The following is a 12,784-nucleotide window of genomic DNA, read 5'->3' as shown; positions in this document are numbered from 1 at the left end:
CTGTTGCTCATTCCGTTACCGCAAGAGGACAAGGCGATGCGGCTGGCCCGCGTGATCCTGGTGATCCAGGTGCTGGTATTCGCCGGCTTCGGGCTGGCGTACTGGTTCCGTCCCTACGAGATGGCCAACCTCAACGGCATGCTGCTGATGGAGACGGCCTCGGTGAGCAACGTGCGCGTCTACTACGGCGGCCTGCAGATCGGCCTGGCGCTGTTCCTGCTGTGGGCATTGCGCGAACGCGAGCGGGTGCGCGCCGCATTGGTGCTGCTGGTGCTGATGCAGGGCTGCCTGGCCCTGGCGCGCCTGGGGGCGTTGTGGCTGGACGATGCGGCGCTGCCTGCGTTCGATTTCAACGGCCTGGCCTACAAGCTCGCCAGCGCCCTGCTGGCGGCGTTCGCCCTGTCGCGCCTCGCCCGGCCACCGCTGGCGGACTTGCCGACGAACGGCGATCTGGACGACGACCCGGTGCCGCCGCCGCGCCGGGGCGAAGGCCGCGACACACCGGCGCAGGGGCTCCCGGAAATAGCGCCCGGCGCGCCTGGAGAGCGCTGAACAGAGCCTCCCGGGCGGCTTTTCCGGTTCGCCGGGCAGGTCACGGAAAAGTGCCTATCCTTTGGCTTACACGCCGATGAGTGAGGTGCTCCCATGGATATAGAAACGCTGTTCGCCCAGCTCCACACCCTGCCCAGCATCCCCAAGGTGGCGCAGGACCTGATCCAGCAATTCGACAACCCCACGTCCAGCCTCGACGCCGTGGCGCGCAACATCCAGCTGGACCCGGTGATCGCCGCCAAGGTGCTGCGCCTGGCCAACTCCGCCCGGTTTCGCGGCGCCCGCGAGTCGACCAGCGTCGAGGACGCGGCCATGCGCCTGGGCTTCAACACCCTGCGCACCCTGGTCATGGCCTCGGCCGTCACCGGCGCCTTCAAGGCACCCACCAGCTTCGACCTCAAGGGCTTCTGGCTGCACAGCTTCCAGGTGGCCAGCATCAGCCGCCTGCTGGCCAAGCAGCGCGGGCTCGACCCGGACACCGCCTTCACCTGCGGGATGATGCATGACATCGGCGAACTGCTGATCCAGACCGGTGCGCCGGAATTCGCCGAGCGCTTCAACAGCGGCAAGGGCGGCGCTACCGGGCGGGCCGCCAACGAGACGCTGCAACTGGGCTTCGGCTACCCCGAGGTCGGTGCCGAGCTGGCGCGCCGCTGGCAACTGCCGGTGGTGATCCAGCAGGCCATCGCCTACCAGGCCCGCCCCATGCAGGCCCCGGCGGAGGCCCAGCTGTCGCGCGTGCTGGCCCAGGCGGTGCTGGTCAGCGAAGCCCTGCAGGCCCATGGCGGCGCCACCGACGAGGCGCGCGCATCGCTGGACGGACCGTTGATGGAGGGGGTGGACCTGGTGGCGCTGTTCAACGCGTTGCCGGCCGTGCTGGAGGCGGACAAGGCGTTCGCCGAACTGCTGGGGTGAACACACGCATGCCGGTGCTTGACGCCGTGGGGGCGGCTGGAATAGTTTCCGACCCCATGAACCCGAACACCTCGATGCCGCGCCAGCAGATTATTACCGCCATTCCGATCATGGCGGGTTAGCGATCATCGACCGGAAACCCGCCCTAGAGGCGGGTTTCTTCTTTCTGTCTCCAGGGTCCCAGCCAAGCCAGGAGACAGCATGAACCCTTCCCCCCTCGTCGAGGCCGTGCAACGGGCCGACCACCTGATCAACAGCGGGCGCTTCGATGCGCTGATGGACTTCTACACCGACGACGCCGTGCTGGTGGTGCGGCCGGGGCTGGAGGTCCAGGGGCGCGAGCGCATCCGCCAGGCCTTCGACGGCATCGCCGCGCACTTCCAGCACAGCCTCTGGGTGACCCAGCGCGACCTGCAGGTGATGGAGACCACGGACACGGCGCTGGTGCTGGGCCGCGCGCGCATCCAGTGGCGGGCCACCGATGGCTTCCTCTCCTTCGTCGAGCGCAAGGCCACCTACGTGTTCCGCAAGGAGCCGGACGGCGCCTGGCGCTGTGCGGTGGACAACTCCTACGGCACCGCCCTGCTGGACGGCACCGCGCCGGAGGTGACCCCATGAGCGAGGCCCTGCTCAAGCACTACGTGCAGAAGATCCTCCGCGCGCCGGTCTACGACGTCGCCATCGAGACGCCCCTGCAACCCGCCCCGCGCCTTGCCGAGCGGCTCGGCAACCGGGTGCTGCTCAAGCGCGAGGACCTGCAGCCGGTCTACTCCTTCAAGATCCGTGGCGCCTACAACCGCCTCGTCCAGCTGGAGCTGGAGGCCCGGGCGCGCGGGGTGATCGCCGCCTCCGCCGGCAATCACGCCCAGGGCCTGGCCCTGGCGGCCCGCGAGCTGGGCATCGAGGCCACCATCGTCATGCCGCGCACCACGCCGGAACTGAAGGTCCAGGGCGTGCTGGCCCGGGGCGGCAAGGTGGTGCTGCACGGCGATGCCTTCCCGGAGGCCCTGGCCCATGCCTGGACGCGCGTGCAGGCCGAGGGGCTGACCTTCATCCCGCCCTACGACGACCCCGAGGTGATCGCCGGGCAAGGCACCGTGGCCATGGAGATCCTGCGCCAGCAGCCCGGCCAGCTCGACGCCATCTTCGTGCCGGTGGGCGGTGGCGGGCTGATCGCCGGCATCGCCGCCTACGTGAAGTACCTGCGGCCCGAGGTGAAGGTGATCGGTGTCGAACCGGACGATTCCAACTGCCTGCAGGCCGCTCTGGCGGCGGGCGAGCGGGTGGTGCTGGAGCAGGTGGGGCTGTTCGCCGACGGCGTGGCCGTGGCGCAGATCGGCGCGCACAACTTCGAGGTGTGCCGCGAGTACGTGGACGAGGTGATCACCGTCAGCACCGACGAGATCTGCGCGGCGATCAAGGACATCTACGACGACACCCGCTCCATCACCGAACCCTCCGGCGCCCTGGCCGTGGCCGGGATCAAGCGCTACGTCGAGCGCGAGGGCGTGACGGGGCAGGTGCTGGTGGCCATCGACTCCGGCGCCAACGTCAACTTCGACCGCCTGCGCCACGTAGCCGAGCGTGCGGAGCTGGGCGAGCAGCGCGAGGCGATCATCGCCGTCACCATCCCCGAGCGGCCGGGCAGCTTCCGCGCCTTCTGCGAAGCGCTGGGCAAGCGGCAGATCACCGAATTCAGCTACCGCTACGACGACGGCGACCAGGCCCGGTTGTTCGTCGGCGTGCAGACCCACCCGCTCAACGACCCGCGCCAGGCACTGGTGGAAGGGCTGCGGCAGCAGGGCTTCCCTGTGCTGGACCTGACCGACAACGAACTGGCCAAGCTGCACATCCGTCACATGGTCGGCGGCCGCGCCGTGGGCGCGCAGGACGAGCGCCTGCTGCGCTTCGAATTCCCCGAGCGCCCCGGGGCGTTGTTCAACTTCCTCGACAAGCTGGGCGGGCGCTGGAACATCAGCCTGTTCCACTACCGCAACCACGGCGCCGCCGACGGCCGCGTGCTGGCGGGGTTGCAGGTGCCGGAGGAACAGATGCACAAACTGCCCGCCGCCCTGGATGCCATCGGCTACCCCTGGTGGGACGAAAGCGACAACCCCGCCTACCGCCTGTTTGCCCGCTGACGCTCGACCCGCACCGCAGGGTGGGCCGGGCGGCGTTCCGCTTCAGCCCACCGCTTGGCGCTTCGGTCTCAGCGGCGCACCAGCAGCACGCCGGATTCCATGTGGTGGGTGTAGGGGAACTGGTCGAACAGGGCGCAGCGCTCGATGCGGTGGGTGTCGTGCAGCTGGGCGATGTTGGCGGCCAGGGTCTCCGGGTTGCAGGAGATGTAGAGGATGCGCTCGAAGCGGCGGGTCAGCTCGCAGGTGTCCGGGTCCATGCCGGCGCGGGGCGGGTCGACGAACACGGTGCCGAACGCGTAGCCCTTGAGGTCGATGCCGGCCAGGCGGCGGAAGGGCCGCACTTCATTGAGGGCCTCGGTCAGCTCCTCGGCGGAGAGGCGCACCAGGGTCACGTTGTCCACGCCGTTGTCGGCGAGGTTGGCCAGGGCGGCGTTGACCGAGGTTTTGCTGATCTCGGTGGCCAGCACCTTGCGGGCGCGGGTGGCCAGGGGCAGGGTGAAGTTGCCGTTGCCGCAGTACAGCTCCAGCAGGTCGTCCTGGCGCTCGCCCATGGCCTCGAAGGCCCAGGCCAGCATCTTCTGGCACACCTCGCCGTTGGGCTGGGTAAAGGCGCCTTCAGGCTGGCGGTAGCGGAAGACGCGACCGGCGACGGTCAGCTCCTCTTCCACATAGTCGCGGCCGATGACGATGCGCTTGCCCTTGGAGCGGCCCACCAGGCTCACGCCCAGGTCGGCGGCGAGCGTCTCTGCCTCGGCCTTCCAGGCATCGTCCAGGGGGCGGTGGTAGCAGAGGGTGATCAGCGCATCGCCCGACAGGGTGGTGAGGAACTCCACCTGGAACAGCTTGAACGACAGCACCTGGCTCGCCTGCCAGCCAGCCTTCAGGCGCGGCATCAGCTCGTTGATGCGGCGGCTGGCGATGGGGAAGTCCTCGATCAGCACCGGGGTGAACTTGTCGCCGGCCTCGAACATCGCGTAGTGGCGGGTCTCGCCACCGGTCTCGCGCCACAGGCGGAACTCGGCGCGCAGGCGGTAGTACTCGCGGGGGGAGTCGAACACCGTCGGTTCCGGCGCATCGAAGGGCGCCAGCAGGGCCTTCAGGCGCTCGGTCTTCTCGGCAAGCTGGGCGGCATAGGTGGACGGGTCGAACTGCGGGCGGCTCATGGGGCATTCACTCTGGGGATCGGGGCGGGCCATCCGAGGATGGCCCGCCTGGCTCAAAGGCGTGTTCGCCTAGCGGAAGTAGTCGTTACGGTTGGCGCCATCGAAAGCAGCCCTGTTTCAGGCAACAGCGCTTGAAACAACCTCCGTGAACCGCAGGGACACAAGTCGTTGCGTCCAAGCTTTTCGGCAAGCACCTTGTCGCCGATGGTCCGGTAGCCTTTTCTCACGCGGGTTTCCGAGGGGAAGCCCTTCCTACGCTTGCTGGTGACCTCGAATCGTCACCTGTTGGTCGTGGTGTTGCATGGTGCACCTCCCGTGCGTCGTGCGGCCCGATCATGCCCGGCGGGCCGCCTCCGGGTGCTTCCTCAGTGGAAGAAGCCCATCTTGATCACGAACAGCACCGCCAGGATCACCAGCGCCGGGCTCAGCTCGTTGAAGCGGCCGGCCAGGGCCTTGATGGCGGCCCAGGCGATGAAGCCGAAGGCGATGCCGTCGGCGATGGAGTAGGTGAAGGGCATCGCCAGGGCGGTGATCAGCACCGGGGCGGCGGTGGTCAGGTCGTTCCAGTCGATCTCGGCCAGGCCCGAGGCCATCAGCACGGCGACGAAGAACAGCGCCGGGGCGGTGGCGAAGGCGGGCACGCTGCCGGCCAGCGGGGAGAGGAACAGTGCCAGCAGGAACAGGATGGCGACCACGATGGCGGTGAGGCCGGTGCGGCCACCGGCACTGACGCCGGCGGCGGACTCGATGTAGCTGGTGGTGGTGGAGGTGCCCAGCAGCGAGCCGCCCATGGCGGCGGTGGAGTCGGCGATCAGCGCGCGGCCCATCTTCGGCATGTGGCCGTCGGCACGCATCAGGCCGGCCTTCTTGGCCACGGCGATGAGGGTGCCGGAGTTGTCGAACAGGTCGACGAAGAGGAAGGCGAAGATCACGCTGACCAGGCCGATCTCCAGCGCGCCCTTGATGTCCAGTTGCAGGAAGGTGGGCGCCAGGGAGGGCGGCATGGACACCACACCGCCGAATTTCGACACGCCCATGACGATGCCGGCCACGGTCACCGCGAGGATGCCGATCAGCACCGCGCCGGTCACCTTGCGCGCCTCCAGGGCGACGATCAGGAAGAAGCCGAGAACGGCCAGCACCGGCTCGGGCTTGGCCAGGTCGCCCAGGGTCAGCATGGTCACCGGGTGGGAGGCGACGATGCCGGCCTTTTGCAGGGCGATCAGCGCCAGGAACAGGCCGATGCCGGCGGCGATGGCCGAGCGCAGCTCCAGCGGGATGCTGTTGATGATCCATTCGCGGATTCGGAAGATCGACAGCACGAAGAACATGCACGCCGAGATGAACACCGCGCCCAGGGCCACCTGCCAGGTGTGGCCCATGTGCAGCACCACGGTGTAGGTGAAGAAAGCGTTCAGGCCCATGCCCGGGGCGAGGGCGATGGGGTAGTTGGCGATCAGGCCCATGATGGTGGAGCCGATGGCCGCCGCCAGGCAGGTGGCGACGAACACCGCGCCCTTGTCCATGCCGGTCTCGCCGAGGATGTCGGGGTTGACGAAGAGGATGTAGGCCATCGTCAGGAAGGTGGTCAGGCCCGCGAGGACCTCGGTGCGCACGTTGGTGCCGTGCGCCTTGAGTTGGAACAGTCTCTCCAGCATGTGTGCTCCCCGTGACGTCTTCGCGTCGTGTTGGTCCGGACTGCATGCAGTCAAGCACAGCCCCTGCGGATCGGCGGGCACGGCGACCGGCCTGGCCGTTCGTCGCAACCGAACCGGGCCGCCAGCCCGGAAAAAAAGGCGCGCATCATATCAGCTCGCCCGGCGCCGGAGCAGGCCTCTGCGGACGGACCGCCGGTCATCTCCGGACCCGCCGGGCGCTGGTCCTCAGTGCAGGCGGTCGCGCTTGGCCAGGGTGGGGAACAGCCTGATCCACAGGCCGGTGACCAGCAGGGTGCCGACCCCGCCCATGACCACCGCCGGCACGGTGCCGAACCAGGCGGCGGTGACGCCGGACTCGAACTCGCCGAGCTGGTTGGAGGCGCCGATGAACAGGCCGTTCACCGCGCTGACCCGGCCGCGCATCTCGTCCGGGGTGTGCAGCTGCACGAAGGCCCCACGGATCACCATGCTGATCATGTCCGCCGCGCCGAGTACCGCCAGCACGGCCAGGGAGAACCAGAAGGAGGTGGAAAGCCCGAAGGCGATGGTGGCGACACCGAACACCCCCACCGAGGTGAACATGATCCGCCCCACGTTGCGCTCGATGGGGAAGCGCGCCAGCCAGAAGGACATCGCCAGCGCCCCCACGGCCGGCGCCGAACGCAGCAGGCCCAGGCCCCAGGGGCCGGTGAGCAGGATGTCCTTGGCGAACACCGGCAGCAGCGCCGTGGCGCCGCCCAGCAGCACGGCGAAGAGGTCCAGGGAGATGGCGCCGAGGATGTCCGGCCGGCTGCGGATGAAACGGATGCCCGCCAGCAGCGACTCCAGGGAGGCGCGCTCCTTGTTCAGCACCTGCTGGCTGCTGGCCAGGCCCAGCACCAGCACGCAGGCGATGGCGTAGAGCACCGCCACCGGGCCGTACACCCAGAGGCTGCCCAGGGCGTAGAGCAGGCCGCCGAGGGCGGGGGCGACGATGGTCGCCGCCTGCATGGCCGATGCCGCGGCGGCCACCGCCCGGGGGAAGAGGTCGGCGGGCACCACGTTGGGCAGCAGGGCCTGGGTCGCCGGCATCTCGAAGGCCCGCGCGGCGCCGAGGGCGAAGGCGAGGACGAAGATCATCTCGCGGCTGACGTTGTCGGTGGCGCTGCCGAACACCAGCGCCACCGCCACCAGCCCCTGCAGCACCTGGCACAGCGCGGCCACCCGGCGGCGGTCGTAGCGGTCCGCCACGTGGCCGGTGTGGAGCATGAACAGCACCCGCGGGAGGAACTCCACCAACCCCACCAGGCCCAGGTCCAGCACGCTGCCGGTCAGGGCGTAGAGGTGCCAGCCGATGGCCACGGTGAGCATCTGGAAGCCGCTGGCGGTGCACACGCGGGCCAGCCAGAACGCCAGGAAGGGGCGGTGATGGCGCAGGAGCAGGGGTTGGGGCATGGCGGGAAAATGCTTAGGAAGCTATCGGACGCGCAGACTAGCACCGGCAGGCCCGCCGGTGAATGGTCCGCAGCGAACGCCAGGGGCCTGCCACGAATGCGCTGACGGACGGCGCGGCCCGGGTGCGACGCGATGACTCTTGCGAGGGCGAAATCTTTCTGACCGCGTGGACAATTTTTCCTTGTATCGGCGGGACAGATGGATAGAATCTGACCCCCGAGTCAATACCCTCGACCTTTCCCTGGTTCGGCCCCGCGTGACGGGGCCGACGGATTTTCACGCACAAAGAAAAGGGGCCGGCCTGACCGAGACCCCGAGGAATGGGCATGTCCAACCGTGATTTTTCCCGCCGCGCCTTCCTGCAGGGCAGCGTCATCGCCGGTATCGGCGTCACGCTCGCCCCGCTGGGCAGCCCGGCCTTCGCTGCCTTGTTCGAAGACCGTGTCACCGCCTCGCCGCAACCCTGGTTCACCCCCAACGGCCAGGCCCGCGCCCGCATCGACGGCGTGTCCAAGGCCTGCGGGGCGAAAGTGTTCGCCCGCGACATCCGCGCCCAGGACATGCCCGGCTGGCCGCGCCAGCAGGGCCACGCGATGCTGATCAAGGCCACCCGCGCCGACCACCTCTACGCCGGGCTCGACCTGTCCATGCTCGACGCCGGCCTGCAGCCGGACCGCGTGGTGACCGCCGCCGACCTCGCCCGTGACGGCATTGCCTTCCCCGAAGGCCACAGCCCGGACCCGCTGCTGCCGGAAGGCCAGGTGCCGATGTTCATCGGCCACCCGGTGGCCCTGCTGATCTGGAATGACTTCGAGCGCTTCCGCCGGGCCAAGAACCTGCTGCGCTACAACGACAAGGTGGTGCGCTACGGCGCCCAGGCCCCGCTGTTCGAGCGCGACCCCTACGGCAGCTTCCGCTTCGTCCGCGTCGGCGGCGACACGCCCTACGAGGTGGATCGCTTCTCCAGCCTGAAGGACAGCATGCTGTTCCCCATCATCCGCCAGCGCAAACCGACCTGGAGCCAGCAGGCGGACATCAACGGCGACCTGACCCAGCAGGGCCTGTTCCACGCCCAGCAGATGGAACAGACCCTGGGCGCGCCGCCGGAAGGCTGGCTGGTCTTCGACGAGCGCTACACCACCCAGTCCATCGAGCCGGCGGCCCTGGAAGCCGACAACGGCAACGGCTGGTACGACGCGGCCACCGGCACCCTGCACTTCGTGGTTGCCACCCAGTGCCCGTTCGAGGCCGCCGAGCAGACCGCCCACATGCTGGCGCCGTCGCGCTTCAAGGTGCGCAAGCTGAACATGCACCCCGGCTACACCGTCGGCTACGGCACCAAGGACAACAACATCTTCGTGTTCTACGCCGCCCTGGCCGCGATCTACGGTGAAGGCGTACCGGTACGCCTGGCCAACGACCGCTACGAGCAGTTCCAGAGCGGGATCAAGCGCCACCCCTTCGACATGCACTACCAGCTGGCGGTGAAGAAGGACGACCTGTCGTTCCAGATCTTCCGCGCCCACATGGACGTCGACGGCGGCGGCCGCATCAACTACAGCCCCTCGGTGGCCGCAGTCGGCGCCACGGCGGCGCAGTCCATCTACTACATGCCGCAGAGCGACCTGGCCGCCACCGCCTACCACTCCCGTGGCGTGGAGGCCGGCTCGGTGCGGGGCTACGGCACCCTGCAGACCATGGCCGCCACCGAGATGATGGTGGACGAGGTGGCCGAGCGCCTGGGTGTAGACGCCATCGAGCTGCGCCGCCGCAACGTCTTCAAGTCGGGCATGAAGAACACCCAGGGCGCCATTCCCGCCGGGGCCCTGCGCCTCGACGAGATCCTCGACAAGGCCGCCCAGCACGAGTTGTGGAAGCAGCGTGATGCGCGCAAGCGCGAGGAAGAGGCCAAGGACCCGGACAACCTCTACGGCATCGGCTTCGCCATCTGCCAGAAGGACTTCGGCACCGGGGCGGAAGCGCCCATGGCCAGCCTGGAGTTCAATGCCGAAGGGCGAGTGTTCCTGCGCCAGATCGCCATCGACATGGGCACCGGCACCGCCACCTCCCAGGCCCTGCTGGTGGCCGACTACCTCGGCCACCCGGCCGACGAGATCCGCACCGGCGTCACCGAGTGGCCGGAGCTGGGCCTCACCACCAGCGGCAACCCCTACCTGATCAGCCAGGCCGAGCAGGACGCCGCCCTGAAGAACCCGCGCTGGGTCGGCAAGCTGGCTTCGCCGTCCTCGGCCACCAACTCCTCCTACTACTCCGGCCACGCCACCCGCGAAGCCGCGCGCGTGCTGTTCAACCACGGCCTGTGGCCGGCGGCCCTGGCCATCTGGGGCCGTGGCGAGTACGGCGGCCTGGCCAACCCCTACGTGGTGCGCCGCGAGGACGCCCACTGGGTGGAGGGCAAGCTGACCGCCAACGGCCTGCCGCCGATCCCCTTCGAGCTGCTGGCGCACAAGGCCCACGAACTGGGCCTGGTCACCGGCGTCAGCGTCCACGGCTTCAACCGCTGGGCCTGGGCCGAGGCGGAGTTCGAGATCAACGGCAACCGCGACACCCTGCCCCTGGACGCCCTGGCCGTTAAGTACGGCGACGGCGCCCCGGCGGCCACCCGTGCGCGCATGAGCCGCGACGGCTACCACCTGCTGGACCGCACCCGCGTGGAATACCCGCCGACCCAGCTGAACAACGCCATGGTCACCTACTACAGCCCCGTGGCCACCCTGGTGGAGGTCAAGGTGAACAAGGGCAGCGGCGAGGTCCGCGTGCTCAGCCACCACTCCTGGCTGGAGTGCGGCCGGGTGATCGTGCCCGAGCTGGTCCATGGCCAGCTCGAAGGCGGCATCGCCATGGGCATCGGCCACGCCCTGCTGGAGGAGATGCCCCGCTACGAGGGCGGCCCCGGCGAGGGCACCTGGAACTTCAACCGCTACGTGCTGCCGCGCGCCAAGGATTGCGCCGTGTGGAACCAGAGCGCCGAGATCCTCCCGCCGCTGTCGCCGAGCGACCCGGCCAAGGGCATCGCCGAGGTGGTGATGATCCCGGTGGTCGGCGCCATCGTGAACGCCGTCGCCCATGCCACCGGCAAGCGCCTGCGTGACCTTCCCCTGAACCCCGCCCGCATCAAGGAGGCCCTCCATGGCTGATCGCGCGCTGAGCATGACCGTCAACGGCCAGGCCGTCGGTCCCCATGACGTGGCGGACGACCTGCCGATGATCGACTACCTCCACGAACACCTGAACCTCACCGGCTCGCGCCTGGGTTGCGGCCAGGGTATCTGCCACGCCTGCGTGGTGATCCTCGACAACCCGGACGGCACCAGCGAGGAAGTGCGCACCTGCATCACCGGCGCCCACTACTTCGCCGGCAAGCGCGTGCGCACCATCGAGGGCCACGCCCGCCGAGACGCCCAGGGCGCCGTGAGCGAGCTGAACCCGGTGCAGCAGAAGTTCGTCGACCGCTTCGCCTTCCAGTGCAGCTACTGCACCCCCGGCTACGTCAACGCCGCCACCGTGCTGGTGGAGAAGGCCCAGCGCCAGCCCATCCCCCGCAGCCAGGTGGAAGACGCCATCGAGCAGGCCCTGGGCAGCCACATCTGCCGCTGCACCGGCTACGTGCGCTACTACGAAGCCGCAGCGGAAGTGCTGGAAGACCTCGGACTGGTGAAGGAAGGCTGAGCATGAAAGCACTGATGATCGCGGCGGGCCTGACCCTGCCGCTGCTGGCCAGCGCCGCCGACGCCCCCCGGGACGCGGCGCAGATCGAGCACGGGCGCTACGTCGCCCGGGCTGCCGACTGCGTGGCCTGCCACAGCATCGAGGGCGGCGCGCCCTACGCCGGCGGGCTGCCGCTGGCCTCGCCGTTCGGCACCATCTACGGCACCAACATCACCCCGGACAAGGAACACGGCATCGGTCGCTACAGCGCCGACGACTTCTTCCGTGCCCTGACCGAGGGCGAGAAGCCCGACGGCACCAAGCTCTACCCGGCGATGCCCTACACCTCCTACCACCTCATCAGCCGCGAGGACTCCGACGCCCTCTACGCCTACCTGATGAGCCTGGAGCCGATCGCCCGGCCGAGCCCGAAGACCGAGCTGGCCTTCCCCTTCAACCTGCGCTTCGGCCTGTCCTTCTGGAACATGCTCTACAAGAACCGCGTGCAGCTGGAGCCGGCGGACGGCAAGAGCGAGCAGTGGAAGCGTGGCCAGTACCTGGTGGATGTGCTCGGCCACTGCGGCGAGTGCCACACCCCGCGCAACGCCCTGGGTGCCCTGCAGCAGGAACAGCGCCTGGAGGGCGGGGTGATCCTCGGCTACCTGGCGCCGAGCCTCAAGGCCGATGACATGGCTGCGCGTGGCTGGAGCACCGAGGACCTGGCCACCTTCCTGCGCCACGGCGTCAGCGCCCAGGGCACGGTGTTCAACGAGATGTACCCGGTGCTGCACCACAGCCTGCAGTACCTGCCGGAGGTGGATCACAAGGCCATGGCGGTGTTCCTCATGGGCGACCAGCCACCCGCCCCGGCGGTGATCGCCACCCGCCCGCTGGCGGAGCTGAGCCCCAGCGCCCAGGCCGGTCGGCAGGACTACCTGAACGTCTGCGCCGGTTGCCACGGCGCCGAAGGGCAGGGCATCCCCCACGTGGCGGTGGCCATGGCCGGCAACACCACCCTGCGCCAGGCCGACTCGCGCAACCTGCTGCGGGTGATCGACGACGGCATCCGCGAGCAGCAGTTCACCGGCTTCGAGCGGATGCAGCCGATGCCCGGTTTCAGCGATAAACTCGACGACCCGCGCCTGCGCGACCTGCTCAACTACCTGCGCCAGACCTGGGGCGGGCTCGATGACGAGCTGACCCTGGAGCAGGTGAAAGCCCTGCGCGCGGACGTGCCCACCCACTGATAGGT

General features: G+C 69.0%; 11 protein-coding genes. 7 read left to right on the top strand and 4 right to left on the bottom strand.

Going from position 1 to position 12,784, the window contains the following annotated elements:
* Window positions 1–36: 36 nt before the first annotated feature.
* The 4 genes from FBY21_RS15410 to ilvA all read left to right on the top strand — a co-directional run bounded on the left by FBY21_RS15410 (window position 37) and on the right by ilvA (window position 3,608).
* Window positions 37–552, top strand: a complete 516-nt coding sequence (locus FBY21_RS15410) for a DUF4345 domain-containing protein (protein ID WP_142012141.1) — start codon at window positions 37–39, stop codon at window positions 550–552.
* 93 nt (window positions 553–645) lie between these two features.
* Window positions 646–1,467, top strand: coding sequence for an HDOD domain-containing protein (locus tag FBY21_RS15405; RefSeq protein ID WP_044410589.1), 822 nt, complete (start codon window positions 646–648; stop codon window positions 1,465–1,467).
* Between the two features lie 201 nt (window positions 1,468–1,668).
* A complete protein-coding gene (locus tag FBY21_RS15400; RefSeq protein ID WP_044410586.1) occupies window positions 1,669–2,085 on the top strand; it encodes a YybH family protein in 417 nt (138 codons plus the stop codon).
* Between the two features lie 8 nt (window positions 2,086–2,093).
* Window positions 2,094–3,608, top strand: coding sequence for a threonine ammonia-lyase, biosynthetic (gene ilvA, locus FBY21_RS15395; RefSeq protein ID WP_142016482.1), 1,515 nt, complete (start codon window positions 2,094–2,096; stop codon window positions 3,606–3,608).
* Between the two features lie 68 nt (window positions 3,609–3,676).
* Here the strand turns inward: ilvA and trmA are convergent, their stop codons facing one another.
* The 4 genes from trmA to FBY21_RS15375 all read right to left on the bottom strand — a co-directional run bounded on the left by trmA (window position 3,677) and on the right by FBY21_RS15375 (window position 7,863).
* On the bottom strand, window positions 3,677–4,771 hold the full coding sequence (gene trmA / locus FBY21_RS15390) for a tRNA (uridine(54)-C5)-methyltransferase TrmA (protein WP_142012139.1): 1,095 nt from the start codon (window positions 4,769–4,771) through the stop codon (window positions 3,677–3,679).
* Window positions 4,772–4,824: 53 nt separating this feature from the next.
* Window positions 4,825–4,965 (bottom strand): SEC-C metal-binding domain-containing protein, encoded by a 141-nt coding sequence (locus tag FBY21_RS30305; protein ID WP_366519979.1) that lies wholly within the window; start codon window positions 4,963–4,965, stop codon window positions 4,825–4,827.
* Window positions 4,966–5,136: 171 nt separating this feature from the next.
* The gene (locus FBY21_RS15380) at window positions 5,137–6,429 is read right to left on the bottom strand and encodes an NCS2 family permease (RefSeq protein WP_142012136.1); all 1,293 of its coding nucleotides are present in this window, start codon (window positions 6,427–6,429) and stop codon (window positions 5,137–5,139) included.
* A 225-nt stretch (window positions 6,430–6,654) separates the two neighbouring features.
* Entirely contained in the window at window positions 6,655–7,863 is a 1,209-nt protein-coding gene (locus FBY21_RS15375) for an MFS transporter (RefSeq protein WP_142012134.1), read from the bottom strand.
* A gap of 326 nt (window positions 7,864–8,189) precedes the next feature.
* On the opposite strand from FBY21_RS15375, the gene FBY21_RS15370 reads away from it, so the two are divergent.
* From FBY21_RS15370 to FBY21_RS15360, 3 genes are read left to right on the top strand one after another with little or no spacing between them, the layout of a single operon-like run.
* Complete coding sequence (locus FBY21_RS15370) at window positions 8,190–11,021, top strand: xanthine dehydrogenase family protein molybdopterin-binding subunit (RefSeq protein ID WP_142012132.1); 2,832 nt, start codon at window positions 8,190–8,192, stop codon at window positions 11,019–11,021.
* Window positions 11,014–11,553 (top strand): (2Fe-2S)-binding protein, encoded by a 540-nt coding sequence (locus FBY21_RS15365; protein ID WP_044410561.1) that lies wholly within the window; start codon window positions 11,014–11,016, stop codon window positions 11,551–11,553. Before FBY21_RS15370 ends, FBY21_RS15365 begins: the two co-directional genes overlap by 8 nt.
* A 2-nt stretch (window positions 11,554–11,555) precedes the next feature.
* Entirely contained in the window at window positions 11,556–12,779 is a 1,224-nt protein-coding gene (locus FBY21_RS15360) for a cytochrome c (protein ID WP_069559912.1), read from the top strand.
* The last annotated feature ends 5 nt before the right edge of the window (window positions 12,780–12,784 follow it).

The organism is Pseudomonas sp. SLBN-26, from assembly GCF_006715895.1.
Taxonomy (GTDB): domain Bacteria; phylum Pseudomonadota; class Gammaproteobacteria; order Pseudomonadales; family Pseudomonadaceae; genus Metapseudomonas; species Metapseudomonas otitidis.
The sequence above is the reverse complement of the archived record's forward strand: the minus strand, read 5'-3'. Positions and strand labels throughout refer to the sequence as shown.